The sequence below is a fragment of the Helicobacter sp. 11S03491-1 genome (assembly GCF_002272835.1).
Classification (GTDB): Bacteria; Campylobacterota; Campylobacteria; order Campylobacterales; family Helicobacteraceae; genus Helicobacter_J.
Window position 1 is genome coordinate 94,251 of the sequence record NZ_MLAO01000006.1, and the last position, 19,876, is coordinate 114,126.

Annotated in this window: 16 protein-coding genes; 3 read left to right on the forward strand and 13 right to left on the reverse strand. The window is 34.1% G+C overall.

Annotated features, from left to right (window positions below):
- Nucleotides 1-9 precede the first annotated feature (9 nt).
- Nucleotides 10-1,686 (reverse strand): gamma-glutamyltransferase, encoded by a 1,677-nt coding sequence (gene ggt / locus BKH45_RS05615; RefSeq protein ID WP_257874503.1) that lies wholly within the window; start codon nucleotides 1,684-1,686, stop codon nucleotides 10-12.
- Between the two features lie 217 nt (nucleotides 1,687-1,903).
- On the opposite strand from ggt, the gene BKH45_RS05620 reads away from it, so the two are divergent.
- Nucleotides 1,904-3,193, forward strand: a complete 1,290-nt coding sequence (locus BKH45_RS05620; protein WP_095274501.1) for an MFS transporter — start codon at nucleotides 1,904-1,906, stop codon at nucleotides 3,191-3,193.
- On the opposite strand, the gene trmA is transcribed toward BKH45_RS05620, so the two are convergent.
- The 8 genes from trmA to ileS form a co-directional block, all read right to left on the reverse strand.
- Nucleotides 3,157-4,266 (reverse strand): tRNA (uridine(54)-C5)-methyltransferase TrmA, encoded by a 1,110-nt coding sequence (gene trmA / locus BKH45_RS05625; protein ID WP_095274502.1) that lies wholly within the window; start codon nucleotides 4,264-4,266, stop codon nucleotides 3,157-3,159. The two genes, BKH45_RS05620 and trmA, sit on opposite strands and share 37 nt — an antisense overlap.
- A gap of 206 nt (nucleotides 4,267-4,472) precedes the next feature.
- Complete coding sequence (gene gmk / locus BKH45_RS05630) at nucleotides 4,473-5,090, reverse strand: guanylate kinase (protein WP_095274503.1); 618 nt, start codon at nucleotides 5,088-5,090, stop codon at nucleotides 4,473-4,475.
- Nucleotides 5,090-6,424, reverse strand: coding sequence for a hypothetical protein (locus tag BKH45_RS05635; RefSeq protein WP_095274504.1), 1,335 nt, complete (start codon nucleotides 6,422-6,424; stop codon nucleotides 5,090-5,092). The genes gmk and BKH45_RS05635 overlap by 1 nt, the downstream gene beginning before the upstream one ends.
- Before the next feature lie 276 nt (nucleotides 6,425-6,700).
- Nucleotides 6,701-7,489 (reverse strand): flagellar basal-body rod protein FlgG, encoded by a 789-nt coding sequence (gene flgG, locus BKH45_RS05640; RefSeq protein WP_095274505.1) that lies wholly within the window; start codon nucleotides 7,487-7,489, stop codon nucleotides 6,701-6,703.
- A 51-nt stretch (nucleotides 7,490-7,540) separates the two neighbouring features.
- The gene (locus BKH45_RS05645; protein ID WP_095274506.1) at nucleotides 7,541-8,308 is read right to left on the reverse strand and encodes an ABC transporter ATP-binding protein; all 768 of its coding nucleotides are present in this window, start codon (nucleotides 8,306-8,308) and stop codon (nucleotides 7,541-7,543) included.
- A complete protein-coding gene (locus tag BKH45_RS05650) occupies nucleotides 8,309-9,289 on the reverse strand; it encodes an iron ABC transporter permease (RefSeq protein WP_095274507.1) in 981 nt (326 codons plus the stop codon).
- 132 nt (nucleotides 9,290-9,421) lie between these two features.
- Nucleotides 9,422-9,562 (reverse strand): hypothetical protein, encoded by a 141-nt coding sequence (locus BKH45_RS08845; protein WP_180675658.1) that lies wholly within the window; start codon nucleotides 9,560-9,562, stop codon nucleotides 9,422-9,424.
- A 36-nt stretch (nucleotides 9,563-9,598) separates the two neighbouring features.
- On the reverse strand, nucleotides 9,599-12,376 hold the full coding sequence (gene ileS, locus BKH45_RS05655; RefSeq protein WP_095274508.1) for an isoleucine--tRNA ligase: 2,778 nt from the start codon (nucleotides 12,374-12,376) through the stop codon (nucleotides 9,599-9,601).
- A 199-nt stretch (nucleotides 12,377-12,575) separates the two neighbouring features.
- On the opposite strand from ileS, the gene arsB reads away from it, so the two are divergent.
- Complete coding sequence (gene arsB / locus BKH45_RS05660) at nucleotides 12,576-13,838, forward strand: arsenical efflux pump membrane protein ArsB (RefSeq protein ID WP_095274509.1); 1,263 nt, start codon at nucleotides 12,576-12,578, stop codon at nucleotides 13,836-13,838.
- Here arsB and BKH45_RS05665 read toward each other — a convergent pair.
- From BKH45_RS05665 to carB, 4 genes are read right to left on the reverse strand one after another with little or no spacing between them, the layout of a single operon-like run.
- A complete protein-coding gene (locus BKH45_RS05665; RefSeq protein ID WP_095274510.1) occupies nucleotides 13,835-14,080 on the reverse strand; it encodes an RNA-binding S4 domain-containing protein in 246 nt (81 codons plus the stop codon). The two genes, arsB and BKH45_RS05665, sit on opposite strands and share 4 nt — an antisense overlap.
- A gap of 40 nt (nucleotides 14,081-14,120) precedes the next feature.
- Nucleotides 14,121-14,789, reverse strand: a complete 669-nt coding sequence (locus BKH45_RS05670) for an outer membrane beta-barrel protein (protein WP_095274511.1) — start codon at nucleotides 14,787-14,789, stop codon at nucleotides 14,121-14,123.
- A gap of 55 nt (nucleotides 14,790-14,844) precedes the next feature.
- A complete protein-coding gene (locus BKH45_RS05675) occupies nucleotides 14,845-15,285 on the reverse strand; it encodes a Sua5 YciO YrdC YwlC family protein (protein ID WP_095274512.1) in 441 nt (146 codons plus the stop codon).
- Nucleotides 15,285-18,572 (reverse strand): carbamoyl-phosphate synthase large subunit, encoded by a 3,288-nt coding sequence (gene carB, locus BKH45_RS05680; protein ID WP_095274513.1) that lies wholly within the window; start codon nucleotides 18,570-18,572, stop codon nucleotides 15,285-15,287. The genes BKH45_RS05675 and carB overlap by 1 nt, the downstream gene beginning before the upstream one ends.
- A gap of 151 nt (nucleotides 18,573-18,723) precedes the next feature.
- Between carB and BKH45_RS05685 the strand changes: the two genes are divergently transcribed.
- A partial coding sequence (locus BKH45_RS05685) for a hypothetical protein (RefSeq protein ID WP_143428385.1) occupies nucleotides 18,724-19,876 on the forward strand: 1,153 nt, incomplete at its 3' end.

Sequence of the window (19,876 nt, forward strand, 5' to 3'; positions counted from 1 at the left end):
AGAAAAGAGTTAAAACTCTTTTCTGGGATCTCCTGAGCCATACATAATATGGGTTACAGGATCAATTAATATCGCATTAACATCACCCATTACAGGCTTGGTAACAATTTTATACCCCATTTTCATAAGATTATCTTTGACATCTTCACTCATGCCGTATTTTTCAATCCTAATTTCATCCGGAAGCCATTGCATATGAAATCTCGGGGCTTGGATTGCTTCAGAAATATTCATTTGATGATCAATAGCATTACTAATGACCTGCAAAACCGTAGTAATAATTCTCGCCCCACCCGGACTCCCTACAACCATAAAAAGCTTGCCATCTTTAAGCACAATAGTTGGGGACATTGAACTCAAGGGTCTTTTATTGGGGGCTATTGCATTAGCATCCCCTCCGATAAGACCATAAAGATTAGGAGTGCCCGGTTTAATGGAAAAATCATCCATTTCATTATTAAGCAAGAATCCTGCTCCTTCTATGGCTGCTGCACTCCCATAAGAAGCATTAATAGTATAAGTAACACTTACAGCATTTCCCCATTTATCAGCCACAGAATAATGGGTAGTATTCTCTCCTTCATGAATTTGTCCTAATCCGGGATTGATTTTTGAACTTGGAGTTGCCTTTTGGGGTAAAATATTGGCATAGATTTTTTTTGCATAAGCCTTATTGATAAGCTTTTCTACAGGGACATTGACAAAGTCAGGATCACCCATATATACAGATCTGTCTGCATAAGCTTGTCTCATTGCTTCTGCCATAATATGGATAGTTTTTGATGATCCAAACCCTAACTTAGCAATATCTGCATTTTCCATTACATTCAAAATCTCAATAATATGAGTACCTCCCGAACTTGGAGGAGCCATAGATACAATCTCATAACCCCGATAATTACCAACAATAGGCTTCCTCCATTTAACCTGATAAGACGCCAGATCTTCCTTAGTAATAATCCCTCCATTTTTTGCCATATCCTGTGCAATCAAATCAGCTATTTTCCCCTCATAAAAAGCATTCGAACCTTCTTTTTGAATCAATTTGAGTGTTTTGGCAAGATCTTTTTGTATAAATAAATCTCCTTCTTCATAGGTTTTCCCATCCTTTTTGAGAAAATATTTTCCAGAAGAAGCAAATTTAGCAAAATCTTTTTTGGCTTCTGCCATTGTTTGGGCTTGTCTTTGGGAAATAATAAAACCATTTTCAGCTAATATAATTGCCGGAGATATGAGTTCAGAGAGTTTTTTAGTCCCATATTTTTCAAGCATTGCGCTCATTCCCGCAACAGTACCCGGCACTCCGGCTGCCAAATAACCAATAGTGCTCAAATCAGAAATAACATTTCCTTTTTTATCCAAATACATATTTTTAGTTGCCTTAAGAGGGGCTTTTTCCCTAAAGTCCAATGTGATATTTTCACCATTAGCCAAATGGATAACACCAAAACCTCCACCACCTAAGTTGCCTGCAGCAGGATGAACAACTGCCAATACATAACCCATAGCTACAGCAGCATCTATGGCATTGCCACCTTTATCAAGCACTTCTTTGCCTACTTTGTTAGCTAACTCATGGCTGCTTAATGCAAGTCCTGTAGTATCTTTTATAGGAGGATAAGCAGCCGCATTTAAAAATACTAATCCAATCACAAATAAACTTATCATTAATGTAATTTTTTTCATTTTTATCCTTTTTTTTATTTATATCCTATATACTAAATCCCCTGCATTTAAATTCTAACAATAATCAAAATTTTATGCAAGATCTTAAAAAATTATATAAAAGTGTTTCTTTTTTGGACATATTAGAATAATATTTTTATTTTATATTAGCTATTTTTAATAATAAGAGCATTTATAGAAGATAATCAGATATAAAATAAAATCTACAGGGATTGATATGAAAATTTCAGAAGATAAAACAATAGCAAAAATAGCATGGCGACTGTTGCCATTATTGATGTTGGGTTATTTTGTTGCCTTTGTTGATAGAGTCAATGTTGGTTTTGCATCTTTGAGCATGAATGCAGATATAGGGATTTCCTCAGCAATATTTGGGTTTGGAGCAGGATTATTTTATATCACTTATGTAATTTTTGAAATTCCAAGTAACTTGTTGCTTGAAAAAATAGGGGCTAGAATTTGGATTGGCAGAATCATGATAAGTTGGGGAATTATTTCAGCTTGCGGTATGTTTATAAGCGGAGAAAAATCATTTTATGCAATCCGATTGCTTTTAGGAGTTGCTGAAGCCGGGTTTTTTCCGGGTATTATTCTTTATATCACTTATTGGTTCCCTCCAAAATATCGAGCTAAAATCATTGCCATTTTTATGGTTGCTATTCCTCTATCAAGTTTTGTTGGTTCTCCTATTTCAGCCTATATACTGACATTAGACGGATTATGGGGACTTAAAGATTGGCAATTGTTATTTTTACTTGAAGGACTCCCTGCAGTTATTTTGGGAATATTAGTCATTATGTTTTTGCCCAATAAACCCTCTGATGCTAATTGGCTTTGCGACGAAGAAAAACAATACATAACTACAAAAACAATTCCATCCCCCGGAGAATCCAAAAAATCTTCCATTAATTTAAAGAATTTTTTTAATAAAAGAATTTTGGCTTTATCACTCGCTTATGCAGGTGCTTCCGGAGCTTCTCAATGTCTTTCTATTTGGCAACCTGTCATTATCAAATCTTTAGGTTTCCAATCTCTGGCAACGGGGTTTCTCAATGCCCTACCCTTTGGTATAGCCTGTGTGATGATGATTTTGTGGGGCAGGCATTCGGATTTGAAAAATGAGAGAATTTGGCATAGTAAAATTTCATTATTTTTAGTCATGTTTTTTCTGATTGTCATTGCTTTTGTATTTGAATATGCTTTATTGGTTATTTTATCTCTTATTATCGCTGTGAGTGCTACTTATATGTTCAAGGGACCTTTTTGGGCATTAGGAGGAGAATATTTACCTGCAGGGCTTGTGGCATTTGGACTTGCTGAAGTAAATTCGATTGGAAATTTAGCAGGTTTTATAGGTTCTTGGCTGATTGGCATTATTAGAGATTGGAGCGGGAGCTTCACCTATGCCCTCATACCAATCGCCCTTATTAGTTTAGCAGGATGTATTGTTTTGCATTTTATTGGCAAACATCAAAATCTCTCAAGCATAAAACCACATTCAAGATGATGTGTATAGGGGAATTGATCAAAAAGAGCACTATGCTTAATACGATGGGTCTGAAGAAGAGTGGCAAAGTCTTGCTTGAGAGAAAAAGGGTTGCAAGAAATATAGATAATATGCTTGAATTTTTGAATGAAGGCTAACATTTGTGGATCTTTGATGCCACTTCTTGGAGGATCTAAAAAAATATGAGAAAAATTAAAATCTTCCAAACAAACCTTTCTCAAACGAAAAAAATCTCTTTTGTAACTTAGTGCTTCTAGTGTTTCTAATCCGCTAAGTCGGCTAGCAATAATGTTTTGAACATTATTATTTACAGCATTGATCTTAAGGGTTTGGATAGATGACTTTACCACTTCTGTAGCAAAAACTTTTTGAAATCTTTTGGCTAGAGGGATTGTAAAATTTCCACTCCCGCAATACATTTCTAACATATCACTTTGAAAAGCAGGGGGGAGTTTAGAAAGAACAAACTCAATCATTTGAATATTGGTATAGGGATTGGGTTGGGAAAACCCACTTTCTTGATGGATATAAAAATAATTTTGTTGCCCAATCCATAGAGACTCCCGGATATAGTCTTTGCCAATAATAATTTTTTGCCCTCTGCTACGACCTATAAGAGAACATCTCATATCTTGAGAAAGTCTTGTAGCAGACTCTTCCCAAAGATTATCTAATTTTTTATGATAAATAAGAGTTATGACACTATCTCCGCTTAACCCCCCTAAAATTTTTATTCCATAAAGTTTATGTTCCAGCAAATGATCAGTATTAATAAATGCCAGAAGTATTTCAAGCTTTTCTTGCAAAATAGGAAGCAAAATTGGGCAAGATGAGATTTTGACACGATTATTTTTCCCATATGTATTCATGGATAGATAAACTTTAGAATTTTCTCTATGAAGACGAAATTCTCCTCTTGCTCTAAACCCGGTAGGAGGAGAGTAAAATATTTCTAAATCTTGAATCTTATGCTCAAAAAGAGATTGAAAAATTTGAAATTTTTGAGAAAACTGAACGTGATAATCTTGATCAATCTGACATCCTCCGCATTCTAAAAAATTTTCACAAATCATTCTTGCCTTTCACAAATTATAAATTTACTGTATGAAAATTCAATCTTATCATTCTAAATTTTTCTTTTTAATCTAAAGCCAAAATTGCTATTTAACGATAAATATCTACGTTTTCATCGTTAATTTTACTCACTAATGATTTTAAAATTCAATATGAAATAAACAAGGCTATATCACTCCCAAGAACAAACATTCTTCATTAAATATTATAAATTTTCTAACCATTTTTTACATAATTGCTTGGAATTACTGATGTTTTGAATATAAGGCAAAGATTTTGCAATACAGATAATAGCTTCTTTTGCTACTTGAATATCATCATTAATGATTAAATAATCAAATTCATCTATATGTTTCATTTCATTATAAGCATGCATTAAACGAAGCTCAATTGTCTCTTGGGAATCTGTATGTCTGGAATTTAATCTTTCTTTTAGGACTTGTTTATTCTTCGTAGTGATAAAAATTGATCGCACAGAGTTTTTATAATAATTTTTAATACCTTGATGTCCTTGGACATCTACATCAAAAACAACCAACTTCCCTAACTTCAAAGCCTCTTGTATTGGTGTAAGTGAAGTGCCATAATAATTTCCATGTACTTCTGCGTATTCTAGAAATTTATTTTCTTTAATATCTCTTAAAAATTCTCCTTGAGAAACAAAATGATAATGTTGCCCCTTCTCCTCACCTTCTCTGGGATTTCTCGTAGTTGTAGAAATAGAAAAATAAATATTGGGGATACTCTCTTGCAAAAATTTACATAAAGTGCTTTTTCCGGAACCACTAGGTCCTGACAAGACCAAAATCCCACCATTATCCATTATTTGTCTCTATGGGGAAAACTAATATTGATAGTGAGTTCCATCCCATCTAAAAGCGATTTAAGAGTATCAACAGATGTATTCTTTATCAAATCTTGAATATTTTTATCGAATGAGGGCTGATTGCCGGAAATATTTTGACGATCTTGCTCCAGGTTGTTTTGAGTAGAATCCATATTTTGTATATCTTGAGAATCTTCTTCCATCTTTTCATTTCCTTGAGATTTTGTTGCATCTATTATATCATCTACACTATCTTTAAGCGCATTCATAATATCCCTTTCATTAATATCCTCAAAATTGTCAATTTTATCTGTTGATTCCATTGGATTTTCCTCACTTTGAGTTTCATCTAAAATCTTTTTAATCTCATCAATTTGATTTTTATCTAATACATTTGAAGAGTTTTGAAAGGCTTTGTCTATTTCAATATCACTGTGTTTGTCGGCATCTTCATGAGCGCTATCTTCATCAAAATCTTCAAACTCATTTAAAGAAAAATCTTCTAACTCTTCTTTTTCTTCTTTAATCTCTTTGCCCTCTTCAATATCTCCATGGTTATCATGGATATTTTCATCAAAATCATCTTTGATATCTTGAGAATCCGGGCTATCTGCAAGAGAGATGTTTTTTAAATTTTCATCAAGTTTGCTTTGTAGTTGCGTTTGGGAAATATCGCCAGTTTGCCCGGAATTTTCATCTTTGATTTCAAAAATTTCTTGAGTATTTTGATTTTGCATATTATCATCAAGAATATCATCTTGAATGTTATCTAAATCAAAGTTCTTGATTTCTTCCAAATCGCTCATGTCAAGATCTTTAGAAACAAGGGGAGTTTGAGGATCTTTTTGTTTTAATTTTTGGTTTGAAGATTCTTTGGTGGAAGTATCTGCTTGAATTCCTGTTAATTCATCCAGATCAAAATCATCCAGTTCATCTAAATCAAAATCATCTTGCGCATAAGAAGGCAAAATCTCCAAGTCATCTCTTGTAATACTGCTTGTCATTGTCGTATCAATTCCAAAATCAGCTAATTTTGTCTTCATAATATCCAAAATCTCAGTAGGTAAAAACGGCTTTTTAACATAAAATTCAAACCCTTCTATACCCGAAGAAGTGCGCTTATGTAAGTAGCAAGTAGCAACAGGTTTAAAATTTGAAATAAAATCTGAAAAATTTCCCTCAACCCCTTCATTGACAAATAAGAAAAAATCATCTTCTAAATTTGGTGTCTCCAGCCCTTTTTGGACAACAAGTTCTAAGCCTATTTTTTTAGCAATTGTCTCAAAAAGCTTCCCCACCATAGCATCATTATTTATGAGAAGTATCTTCATTCATGCCCTACTTTCAAACTTTTTTAAAAAATTCTAAGATTATAACATTTAAAACTTAAAAAAAATTTCTTGATTTTTAATTTTTGAAGACTCTTAATATGTCTAAAATTAACAATCAATATCATGATATTTATTAACTTTAAAAAATCAAATTCATACAAAAGCTTTGAATAATAATTTTTAGTTATCCCTCTTTTATTTTTAATTAGAAATTAAAACTCCGGTTATATCAATCATTATAAAATCTTTCAAATAATTCAATATCAATAAACCGGATTATCGTTTGAGGTTATTTACGGTTTGGAGCATTGAATCTGCTGTTTGAATTGACTTGGAATTAGCTTCATAGGCACGTTGCCCTGTGATGAGATCAGTCATCTCTTCTACCAATTTTACATTGCTTAATTCCAAAAACCCTTGTCGCAATTGTCCTAATCCATCTGTACCGCCAACTCCCGCTATAGGATCTCCGGAAGCATTTGTGTTGATATAAAGATTATCGCCTAGTCCATGAAGCCCTGCAGGATTTATAAAATTTACAATTTCAATTTGTCCTAAAACATTACTCAATCCCCGGTTTCCTTGCACAACACTCACCGTCCCATCTGTCCCAATATTAATCTGTGTAGCATCTTGGGGAACAGTGATTTGGGGCAAAAGCAAATACCCCTCACTTGTTACAACATTACCTTGATCATCAAGTTTGAAATTTCCACTTCTTGTATAAGCAATACTTCCATCAGGAAGTTGTATTTGAAAAAATCCTTTGCCTGTTATGGCAATATCCAAATTATTTTCTGTTTCTTGAGGGCTACCTTGAGAAAACATTTTATTAATTGCGCCCGGACGCACACCTAAGCCTACTTCTATCCCTGTAGGCGAAAGTGTAGTTTCGCTTGTAGCTGTTCCGGCATATTGAAGCGCTTGATAAAATAAATCATTAAATTCTGCCCTTTGTTTTTTATACCCTGTTGTTTTGACATTAGCAATATTATTTGAAGTCGTATCAATTTGGAGCTGCTGCCCTAACATCCCTGTAGTAGCTGTATATAATGCACGCATCATTTCGAAATCCTTTTGGAATAATTACCCTTTCTAAGCAAAAAAAATACCAAATCAATAAGCATGGATGAAGGGACGATTATGGATATAACCTATCTCTATTCCAACCTCATACAATTGACTTAAATTCTGTGCATTCATTACTTCATTCACATGTCCATTACAAAAATTTTTCCCATTTTTGATCATATATACTTCATCTGCATATGCGCTTACAAGATTAGGATCATGGATATTAATGAGAACTGAAAGAGATTTTTTACGAACTTGATTTTTGAGATGATGAAAAAGCAAAGTTTGATTTTTGATATCTAAATGAGAAGTTGGTTCATCCAGTAAAAGCACAGGACATTCCTGAAATAAAGCACGTGCAAGCAAAACCATTTGACGCTGTCCCCCACTAAGTTGATTGATACCATGATTTTGAAGATGAGCGATATTCATTTCTTCCATTAATTCCAAAGCTTTATTTTTATCATTTATTGTTGGCATTCCAAATAATCCCATTTTATGAGTTTGTCCCATTATAATAATATCTAAGACATTGTAATTAAATGGGCTTTGCCATTCTTGAGGTACATAAGAAATATAATGAGCTCTACCGGCTGCCCCTAAACCCAAGATATTTTCATCTTTTACCCGGATACTTCCTTTTAAAGGTTTTAGTATCCCTAAAATATTATGGAATAATGTTGTTTTCCCTGTCCCATTAGGAGCTAAAATAGCACTAATACTCCCTTGTTTGGAACATAAATAAATATCTTCTAAAATATGATTTTTCCCATAATTAAAGCTTAAGTCCTTGATCTCTAAAATATTCATCTAGTGATTCCATTTACCTGCAAATTTACCCAATAAAAAAATAAAGAAAGGAGCGCCTAAAACAGCAGTAATAATCCCTACAGGCAGATCATAAGAAGTCAATGTTCGAGCAATACTATCTGCCCCCAATAATATCAATGCACCCAAACCAATTGATCCTGTTAATAATGAACGCATATCTGATCCAAATATAACTCTGGCTAAATGGGGGACAACAAGACCTATCCACCCAATAGTCCCACTTACACTTACAGCCAAAGCGCAAGCGAAACTCACACAAGTAATGCAAATAAAACGCATTTTTGAAGGAGAAATCCCCAATGATATACATTCTCCATCGCCCAAACCTAAAAGATTGATTTTCCAACGAAGTAAAAAAAGTGGGATAAACCCCACAATAAATCCCAATAAAGCAATCCCTACATTTTCCCAATTAGCAAGAGAAAGACTCCCTAAAAGCCACACTACAATTGCTTGGGCTTTTTGAGGATCAACAAAAAACTTTACCAAACCACTAAGCGCAGATAAAAATGCTGAAAGTACCACTCCTGAAAGCACCAAAGAAACATTTGATCCTCCCGCAAGTCTCCCAACAACAATCACCACAAAAGATGCTCCTAATGCCCCAACAAAAGCCAAAATCCCTAAAGGAAGATTCTCAAACAAACCAATAGAAATAGCACATCCAAATGCTGCCCCGGAAGAAATACCCAATAAAAACGGATCAACTAAGGGATTTTTGAAAATACTTTGCATCACTGCCCCTGATCCTGATAAAATACCCCCTATAATAATAGCAAGTATAATTCTGGGAAGACGAACTTCATAAATAATTACCCCATCAGCACTCAAAGGTTGGTGATAAAAAATATGATAATAAATATTTTTTATCCCTCCAACCCAAGCAACATTACTTGCTCCCAAAAATAAAACAATCACGCCTAATATAAAAACCAGTCCATAAAGAATTATTTTTTTCATAGCTAATGAAATCTGTATATTTGGATTTTTCGAACAAGTAAAAACGACATCTTAACTCCAGCTTAAACTTAATACGCAACATCATATCGACAAATTATTAATATTGTATTTTTAGTAATACCGGATAAAAAGTTATTTTTTTGATTTTATTTTTAAAATAAAAAACCCTATATATGCCAATAAACATACGATAATGATTGTACTAAACACTTCCGGATAGCCAAAAGGCCGGCTAAAATCAAAGAATTTGATTCCAAAAATTTCAAATCCCATCTATATATCCTTTTTTCTCTTGCAACCTTATTAGATTCAAAGCGCCCCTTGACATCTTTTACAAAGCTTTTCTTCAGAAGCACAAACATATCTCCAACACCTGGGACACTTCTGTTTGGATGATTTAAAAATTAAAAATTTTTTTTCTTTATTTTCAGTGCTCACTTCAAATGTTTTGATAACATTATTTTGAGATGCCAAAGAAGAAGGGACTATCTCACTAACAATAAGCCATGTATCAAGATTTTCGAATATATTTTCTTCTACGCCAACACAAAGTTCTAAAGAAGACTTTATTACTTTATCTTTTTTAAGCATATCAATAGCCTCGCCAAAACCGGAGCGAATCTTTAAAAGTTCTTCAAAATCAACCTTCAATTCAAGGTCAAATAATACCTTTAAATCTAACTTATCTAAATCAAAAACATCTTCTATATTGCCCTTCATAACTTTTGGAGCAAATTCCAAAACTTCATCTGCGCTATAAGTTAAAACCGGGGCTAAAAGATGGGCTAAATTTCGTCCAATTGCCGCCATTGCACTTTGATGTGCCCTACGTGTCAGAGATGTTTTATTATCACAATATAAACTATCCTTGCACAAATCCAGATAAATCCCGCTAAGCTCATTGCTTAAAAATGTCATCAAAATTCCCAGCGCTTTTACAAAATCGTATTTTCCAAAGAGTTCATCAACTTGTCTAAAAACTTCATCTGCCCTACTCACAATCCAGCGATCAATTTGACCTAATTCATGATACCCCACAAAAGTTTCCAACCCCTCTGTATTGGCAAGTAAAAATCGAAAAGTATTGCGAATTTTTCGGTATTGCTCAGCAATTTGTTTAAAAAAATTTGTTGAAACTGTTAAATCATTTTGGTAATCATTCATCCCAACCCAAAGTCTCAAAATATCACTGCCATATTCTTTTAAAATTGTATCTAGTCCAATAACATTGCCTTTAGATTTACTCATTTTTTCACCATTTTCATCAACAGTAAAACCATGTGTGATGATAGATTTAAAAGGAGCTCTGCCCTCAAGGATACAGCTTAATAATAAAGAGCTTTGAAACCACCCTCTGTGTTGATCGCTTCCCTCCAAATACACATCAGCCGGATAAGTACCTCCATCATATTTGGGATTATTTTTATGTGTTTTCAAAACAGCACTCCAGGTACTCCCACTATCAAACCATACATCTAAAATATGCTTGCCTTTTTCAAGATCGTTAGCCTTCAGCACCCATGAAGGAGGCAAGAGATCTTTTATTTCCTTGCTCCACCATGCATCACAACCTTCTTTTTCAAAGATACTTGATAAATGATCAAAAACCTCAATATCAAAGATGGGCTCACCACTTTTTTTATCTCTAAAAAATGCAATTGGTACACCCCAATCTCTTTGTCTTGAGATACACCAATCCGGCCGATTTTCGACCATTGTTCGGATACGATTTTTGCCTGTTTGAGGATAAAAAACAGTTTCATCAATCGCATCCAGTGCCACTTCTCTTAATGTTTTTCCATTTCTGAAAGGTTTATCCATCAAAATAAACCATTGAGTTGTAGCACGGTAAATAACAGGTTCATGAGATCGCCAACAATGCGGGTAAGAATGAATAATTTTAGTATGTTTTAAAAGAGAATCCCCTAACATTTCAAGGATTTTTTTCTGAGCTTTAAAAATATGGGTGCCCACAAATTCCTCCGGTAAAAGCCCCTCTTTGAGAATAAACTCATTGAAACAACCTTTATCATCAACTGCCATGAGAACAGGCATATCATATTTTAAACCCACATAATAGTCCTCTTCACCATGTGCAGGAGCCATATGCACAGCGCCACTCCCATCATTCATACTTACATATTCTCCTAACACCAACATAGAATCTCTTCCATTGAGAGGATTTTTGGCGTGGAATCTTTCCAGTTCATTAGAAAGAAATTCTTTGGAAATCTCACTATCTACAACGCCATTTTCTACAAGCTTTTGATGCAAATCTTTTGCAACAATAAAACCTTTTTGAGTAAGAACATATTTTTGATTTGGTTTTAATGCAATACCTGTATTTGCCGGTAATGTCCAAGGTGTTGTCGTCCAAATCACTACTGATGCTTGCAAAACTCCCAATTTAGACAAGGCATCTGATTTTAAAGGAAAAGCAACAAAAATAGAATCAGATTCTTTATCTTTATATTCCACTTCAGCATCTGCTAGAGCTGTTTGGCAAGCCCAACTCCAATAAATTGGCTTACTTCTTTCGCTAAGGAGACCACTCATAGCCACTTCACATAAAACTTTATAAATATCATTTTCAAACGAAAAATCCATTGTCTTATAAGGGTTTTCAAAATCCCCCAAGACACCTAGTTGTTGAAATTCTCCTGATTGAATAGCAATAAATTCACTTGCATGCGCCCTGCAAAGCTCGCGAATTTTTTGTTTAGGAAGAGTGTCTTTTTTTTCCTTACCAAGTTTTTTTTCTACTTGCTGTTCAATAGGCAATCCATGACAATCCCATCCGGGTGTATAACGGATGCTTTTCCCTTGAAAATAGTGGTATTTTACAACAATATCTTTAAGAATTTTATTGAGTGCATGCCCGATATGCAAATGTCCGTTGGCATAAGGAGGACCATCATGGAGATTGAAGGTTTGGGCATTTTTTTCTGCTTGGATTCGATTATTTTTCATTTTGTCATAAACTCTATTTTTTTGCCATTTATGGTATCTAAGTGGCTCATTTATAGGCAAATTACCTCTCATGGGAAAATCAGTTTGAGGGAGTATGAGTGTATCTTTATAGTCCATCAGAATCCTTATTGTTATAGATAGAATTTCCAGGCTATTTTACAAAAAATGAACTAAAAATTTGATTTATTTCTTAAATCTTCATTAGAAAATCACAGAGAAAAGATAGCAATAATATTTAAAACTTTTAACATATAATTCATAATATCATTTCTATATGATAAAATCTATTCTATAAAATTTTATTTAAGGTATCATTTTGTTACTTTCATTAATAATTTTTATTCTCACAATGGCAGGAGTTATCTGCAGACCTTTTGGTTTGGGATTTGGCAGCATTGCTTTGATGGGAGCAGGGATTTCATTGTTAGGGCAAACAGTCAGTCTCAAGGATGCCTTATTTGTGGTAGAAATGGTTTGGAATGCAACCTTTAGCTTAGTGGGGCTAATCATTCTCTCAATAATCTTAGATAAAATCGGTTTTTTTGAATCCATTGCCCTATGGATTGCCAAACATAGCTTCAAAAATCCCAAAAAACTTTTTGTTTTTATCTTGGTATTTGGATCTATCCTCTCAGCCATACTTGCTAATGATGGAGCAGTGCTTATTCTAACCCCTATTATATTTGCGCTGATGAAACATCTTCAAGCGCAAAAACCAACACTTATTGCTTTTGTTTTAGGAGTGGGATTTATTGTAGATACCACATCAAACCCCCTTATCACGTCTAATCTCACCAATATTATTACTGCAAGTTTTTTTCAAATCAGCTTTGTTGAATATGCAAAAACAATGTTTATACCCAATTTAGTAGCCATTATTTCTTCAATTTTAGTGCTTTATTTGTATTTTGGAAAAATACTTCAAAAATCTTTTGACGCTTCTTGCCTTCCAAGTCCGGCAACTGCTATTAAATCTTCTTTTTTGTTTGGTTTTTCTTGGGGATTTTTAGGACTGCTTTTGATAGGTTTTGTGGTTGGAGACATTTATCATTTGCCTATAAGTCTTTTTGCTTTGGGAGGATCAATAGTATTTCTCATGATTGCCAAATACCATCAAGCACTCAAAATCACTGAAGTCTTAAAATCTGCCCCTTGGCAAGTTGTATATTTTAGCATTGGTTTATATATTGTTGTGTATGGGCTTAAAAATGCCGGAGTAAGCAATTATTTAAGTCAATTAATATTATGGCTGGATATGCAAGGAAAATTAATGGCCACTCTTGGTATTGGTGTGATTTCTGCTTTTCTCTCAGCAACGATGAACAACATGCCAACTGTCATGATACAAGATATTGCCATCAAAGACACTCATTTGAATTATCTTGCTTTTAGCAATATTATTGGATGTAATCTGGGCACTAAATTTACCCCCATTGGATCTCTGGCGACACTTCTGTGGCTTCATGTCTTAGCTACCAAAAAAATAAAAATATCATGGCTGCAATATTGCAAAATTGGGTTTATCATTACCCCTCCTGTTTTACTTATCACTCTTTTTACAACAGGATTTATAAACTAAATTTCTCTAGCATATATTTGACTTTGAGATTTTGGAATACTTTTAGTAAGTGGGATATCAAGCACTTTATATCGTCTGGGATTATCCAAATATTTTATTTCAATCACATCACCTATTTTTACATCACGGCCGGACTTTGCAACTACGCCATTCACGCATACAACACCTGTATTACACATATCTTGGGCAATAGATCGTTTTTTGACAATATTGACTATGTTTATAAATTTATCGACTCTCATTTTAAAAACATACCTTCAAAACCTTTATAACAAATAATAACTAAAAAATATAACTATAGCTGACATAATAGTCTCCAAAAATATCAAGAGATCCTGTGTTGGCAGGATTTTTAAGCTTATATTCTGCAAAATATAGAACATAAAAAGGGAATTTAACTCCAACTTCAACCCGATGTTTGTCAAAAAAAATGTTTGCAAGTCCAATATTCATCAAAAAACCATGCAAATTTTTTTCGACACTTATAGATTCAGAACTATTTGGCAAATCTTCAATATATTTGCCAAAACTCCCGCCTATCCATTCATAGCCAACACCTAAAAAAATCCCTCCATTATGAGAATTGCCTGTCTCAAGAAGATTGAGCAAATAATCAACATAAGCCCCGTATCGGATCATAGAAACATTTTTGTGCCCATAAAAATCCAAATTAAAATTACTATAATCCATGTGACCATAAAAACACACCCCATTATAAGAACCCATAACTTGATAGCCAATTCTCAAACCCAAATTATCAACACCATTCATACTGCTATCTGCAGAATTCTGAGAATGACTTTGCGTATCTAAAGATTTCAAACCGGATTTTTTAAACAATCCAAATTCTCCAATATTAAGCCCGATAAAAATACCTAATTTATTCTCCTTATCACTAGCATTTACGCTAACCATGAGTATAAAAAACAAAAGAATAAAAAATTTTTTCATTTAATTCCTCTTTATTAGATAATTATTATATAATTTTATATCAATAATAAATACTCTATCTGATTTTTTTAATCTTAATTTTATTAATCTTAAAAATTTTTGATGGAATCCCTGCAAAAATGCCTCTTGAATCTATAACTATAATATCGCACATTTTTATTGCTTCTTGAATATCAAAAACAGATCCGGTTTTATTTGCAGAAGAAGAATACATGATCGAAAATTTTCTTAAAAACATCAAATGAGATTCATCTTTTACAACGCGAAATGATTGATGATTGGGATAGATAAAAGTAGTTTTTTGTGATCGCCGCACACGATTTCTAAACAAAACAGGCACTCTTGTGAATTTTTTAAGTGTCTCATAACAATCAACTTCAGCTAAAATAGGCTTATATGGCTGTCTCCCTTTAATTTGATTTAATCTGAAAGGATCTGCACTCAATAAACCTGCTGTAGTATCACTCTGAGTAAGATAGATAAATTTAGCATCCATTAACACAAATAATCTTGCAAGGCAATAGCTTCATTTACATCTGCTTTTTCCATCTCACTTAAAGCTTGGGTAGCAACTTCTGCTCCTGCTAATGTTGTAAAATAAGAAATCAAATTTTTCAATACTTGAATGCGAATGAGCTTGGCATCTTCCTTGTTGGATTTGCTATCCCCTGTATTGATTGCCATTACAATCTCTCCATTAGCCATCAAATCTTGTATATTTGGGCGACCCTCAGAAATTTTAAGGACCTTTGTTGAGGGGATTCCCTTAGCTTCCAAAGCATTATGAGTACCTTCTGTAGCGCAAATTCTAAAACCTAAATCAATAAATTTTTGCGCCATTTTATGAGCTTCAAGTTTATCTTGCTCGCTTAATGAGATAAAAATTTGTCCTTTTTGGGGAAGAGAATTTTTACAAGCAATTTGGCTCTTAGCAAAGCTTAATCCAAAATTTTTGCTAATCCCCATTACTTCTCCTGTGCTTTTCATTTCCGGACCCAACAGTAAATCTGCTCCATAAAGCTTATTAAATGGAAATACGGATTCTTTGAGGGCAATATGATCCATTTTTTTAGGCTTGTAGATGCCCCTTTGAAAACGCACGATATTAAAATGATCATAATATTCCAGACATTCTTTTAAATTGCCTTGCCACATCACACGTGTGGCTACTTTGGCAAGAGGAAGTCCTGTTGCTTTGCTCACAAACGGAACAGTCCTGCTTGCACGCGGATTGACTTCAATCAAATAAACCTCATTTTTATAAATGGCATATTGGACATTCATCAATCCAATAACACCTAATTTGAGGGCTATTTTGGCTGTAGTGTCTTCAATCTCTTCAAGTAAGCTCTGTTCAATACTGATTGTAGGCAATGAACTTGCTGAATCCCCGGAGTGAATCCCTGCTTCCTCAATATGCTGCATAATCCCGCCAATATAAATATCTTTACCATCACAAATAGCATCCACATCAAGCTCAATAGCACGATCTAGAAATTTATCAATCAATACCGGAGAATTTTCGCTAACCTTGACAGCCTCCTCCATATACAAACGTAAATCCTCACTATTATGAACGATTCTCATAGCCCGCCCGCCCAAAACATAGCTAGGGCGCACCAAAACAGGAAAACCGATTTTGTTTGCAATCACATAAGCTTCTTCTTTGTTGAAAGCAGTCCCATTTTCAGGTTGTCTTAAATTATTCTCTTGCACAAAAGCAGAAAATTTTTCTCTATCTTCAGCAATATCAATCACTCTTGCTGTAGTGCCAATAATTTTAGCTCCTATTTTTGTGAGGTTTTTAGAAAGTTTCAAGGGAGTTTGCCCACCAAAATGCACAATAATCCCATCAGGTTTTTCTCTTTCTACAACAGATCGTACGCGTTCAAAATCAATAGGTTCAAAATATAAAACATCGCTTGTATCATAATCTGTGCTAACTGTTTCAGGGTTACAATTATACATAATGCTTTTTACTTTCATATCCCCTAAAGCAAAACTTGCATGCACACAGCAATAATCAAATTCAATCCCTTGCCCTATACGATTAGGACCTCCACCAATAATCATAACTTTTTTAGATTCTTCTTGATTTTGTTTTGAATCTCTAGGATTAAACTCTAAAAAATGGCTCCGGAGAAAATCATCTGTAGGTATAGTAGAATAAAGATAAGGGGTCAATGAAGGGAACTCTGCTGCGCAAGTATCTACCTCTTCATAGACTGCTTGGATGCCTAATTGATTTCTTGCTTGATAAATTTCAACTTCGCTCATCTCCATTTTTTCATTTCTATTGATTAACTTAGCAATCATTTTATCGCTAAAGCCTATTGATTTGATTTTTCGCATTTGCTTTGGATCTTGAAGCATTTCTGAAGTAATGATAGATTCTTGAGAGATGATTGAATAAATTTGATTTAAAAACCATGGATCGATGCTGCTAAGGTCGTAAATATCTTTGATGCTGAGTCCTTGTCGGAAACCATCAGCAATATAAAGCAATCGATTGGCATTAGGTCGCCGAATTTCTTTTTTGATAAATTCCAAATCATTACTAATAGATTCAAACCCGCATAAGCCCGTTTCTAAACTACAAATAGCTTTTTGAACAGACTCACAAAAATTCCCCCCAATAGCCATTACTTCCCCGATACTTTTCATTGATGTGGTCAAAGTGGAATCTGTTTGAGGAAATTTTTCAAATGTCCATCTGGGAATTTTGGTTACAACATAATCAATGCTAGGTTCAAAACTTGCCGGTGTGCCTGTAATATCATTTTTGATCTCATCCAAACGATAACCCACGGATAAAAGCGTAGCCACTTTAGCAATAGGATATCCTGTAGCCTTAGAAGCAAGCGCAGAACTTCGACTTACACGCGGATTCATTTCAATTACAATCATTCTTCCTGTTTGAGGATTTACAGCAAATTGCACATTACTCCCACCTGTATCTACGCCAATTTCCCTCAAGATAGCAAAACTTGCATCTCGCATGCGTTGGTATTCTTTATCTGTAAGCGTAAGAGCCGGAGCAATTGTAATGCTATCTCCTGTATGCACCCCCATAGGATCAAAATTTTCAATAGAACACACAATAATACAATTATCTGCCCTATCTCGAATTACTTCCATTTCATATTCTTTCCAACCAAGCAGAGATTCTTCAATTAAAATTTCATTAATTGGGGAGGCTTCTAGTCCATTTTGAGCTAAAATTTTAAATTCATCAATATTATAAGCAACCCCACTCCCTCCACCTGCAAGAGTGTAGCTTGCCCGAATAATAAGGGGAAAGCCAATTTCTTTGGCAGCTTCCAGGGCTTCATTTTCATCATAAGCATAGCGACTCTTAGGCAAATCCATGCCAATTTTAAGCATTGCTTCTTTGAAGGCTTGTCTATCTTCACCTTTTTTAATTGCGCTAGGGTTTGCCCCTAAAAATTCAATTCCCTCAAGCATACCTTTTTCATACATACTCATGGCAATATTAAGTGCTGTTTGCCCCCCCATTGTCGGCAATATTGCATCTACTTTTTCTTTTTTAATAATATTGGCAACTATTTCTTCTGTGATAGGTTCTATATAGGTGCGATGAGCAAATTCCGGATCGGTCATAATTGTAGCGGGATTGGAATTAATAAGAACTACTTGATAGCCCAAAGATTTAAGTGTTTTGGCAGCCTGAGTGCCCGAATAATCAAATTCGCAAGCCTGACCAATCACGATAGGACCAGATCCAATCAAAAGTATTGTTTTTATATCTTCTCTTTTTGGCATATTTTTCCTCAAAATATTTTTAAGATTCTAGTCTAATTTCTCTAAAAATAACTTGATATTAGCCGATACAAATACATATATATATGTAAAAATAAAATCTATAGTTTTATCTGTTATCCTGTGAAAAAAAGAAAAATTTGCGAGAATTAATTTGAAATTAAATATTAAAGAATTTTTTACTTCATTGTGTTCTCATATCTTTGCATATACTTTTATATTTATTTTAATTCCAACTTTTTGTTTTGGTTTTACAGGCACACTTAACCAATTGCAATCTACTTACACTGCAGATACCACAATCAATGAAGATTTTACCTTAGAAACAACCGATAAATTTCCTGCTAATTTTACCGGCATAATGTTTGATGGCTATACCACAATGAATATTGATCCTAACGCAACAGTTACTGTTAATGTTGATTCTAAAGGCTTTATTTTAGGCTTTTCCGGACCTATTTTTAGAGGACAAAATGGAAATACCTATACAATTAATGGAGGGAATCTTATCTTTAATGTTAATCAGATTCAAAAAGTAGGTAATGGACTTGAAGGGATGATAATGACACGTTCACAAGCATCTGATAGGACAAATGCTAATTTTGATATTAATGCTAATTTTTCACTTATTGCAAGCCCTGATGTTTATATCCAAAGAGGAGTTTTTACTTCTAATGGTCCTACAGGGGGTTATTTTAAATTTACCAAAAATGTATTCATTGATGTATCTAAAATGCAACCTTCAGAAGGATTTGGCGCAGGAGTCAAAAGTGGCAGAGGGTATCGAATGATTTTTAGTCTGGAAGGAGATGGGGCTGTTTATCTTAACTATAACGAGGCTACAGGGCAAACTCTTGACCCTAAAAACATTATCCAACTCAAAGGAGACCTCTCTGCTGAAGCAGGTTCAAAAGGAAATATTAATATTAACTTAGATAATCCTCAAAGTTACTTTGAAGGCAGAGTCTCAATTGCGCCCGGCTCCAGATCAAATGTTGAACTCTATCTCAATAATGGAGGGAAGTGGTTTTTAAATGCTACTTCCAAAATTGTTACATTAGATACAAATAACTTAACTGAAGTGGTAGAAAATCAATATAACAATATTGAAAGACTTGCAGTTGTTGATTTTACAAAAATAGCTAATGATGGGGTATCCTATCGTCTTGAATCTCCCAATTATACCCCTCGCACTCTTTCAGTCAATACCATCACCGGAGAAAATGGTGTCTTTCGTTTGATGGCTGATGTGAGGGCAGGAACTACAGATACTATCAGTGCAAATAATGTTAATGGAGCCCAATACA

Bases quoted from the DNA above. Each gene is read 5' to 3' on its own strand.
- BKH45_RS05635 (WP_095274504.1), bottom strand. From the start codon at position 6,424: ATGAAGATACTTCTCATAAATAATGATGCTATGGTGGGGAAGCTTTTT.
- BKH45_RS05650 (WP_095274507.1), bottom strand. From the start codon at position 9,289: ATGAAAAAAATAATTCTTTATGGACTGGTTTTTATATTAGGCGTGATT.
- gmk (WP_095274503.1), bottom strand. From the start codon at position 5,090: ATGGATAATGGTGGGATTTTGGTCTTGTCAGGACCTAGTGGTTCCGGA.
- trmA (WP_095274502.1), bottom strand. From the start codon at position 4,266: ATGATTTGTGAAAATTTTTTAGAATGCGGAGGATGTCAGATTGATCAA.
- BKH45_RS05645 (WP_095274506.1), bottom strand. From the start codon at position 8,308: ATGAATATTTTAGAGATCAAGGACTTAAGCTTTAATTATGGGAAAAAT.
- BKH45_RS05675 (WP_095274512.1), bottom strand. From the start codon at position 15,285: ATGGATGCTAAATTTATCTATCTTACTCAGAGTGATACTACAGCAGGT.
- carB (WP_095274513.1), bottom strand. From the start codon at position 18,572: ATGCCAAAAAGAGAAGATATAAAAACAATACTTTTGATTGGATCTGGT.
- BKH45_RS05670 (WP_095274511.1), bottom strand. From the start codon at position 14,789: ATGAAAAAATTTTTTATTCTTTTGTTTTTTATACTCATGGTTAGCGTA.
- BKH45_RS08845 (WP_180675658.1), bottom strand. From the start codon at position 9,562: ATGGGATTTGAAATTTTTGGAATCAAATTCTTTGATTTTAGCCGGCCT.
- BKH45_RS05620 (WP_095274501.1), top strand. From the start codon at position 1,904: ATGAAAATTTCAGAAGATAAAACAATAGCAAAAATAGCATGGCGACTG.
- ggt (WP_257874503.1), bottom strand. From the start codon at position 1,686: ATGAAAAAAATTACATTAATGATAAGTTTATTTGTGATTGGATTAGTA.
- flgG (WP_095274505.1), bottom strand. From the start codon at position 7,489: ATGATGCGTGCATTATATACAGCTACTACAGGGATGTTAGGGCAGCAG.
- ileS (WP_095274508.1), bottom strand. From the start codon at position 12,376: ATGGACTATAAAGATACACTCATACTCCCTCAAACTGATTTTCCCATG.
- BKH45_RS05665 (WP_095274510.1), bottom strand. From the start codon at position 14,080: ATGAGAGTCGATAAATTTATAAACATAGTCAATATTGTCAAAAAACGA.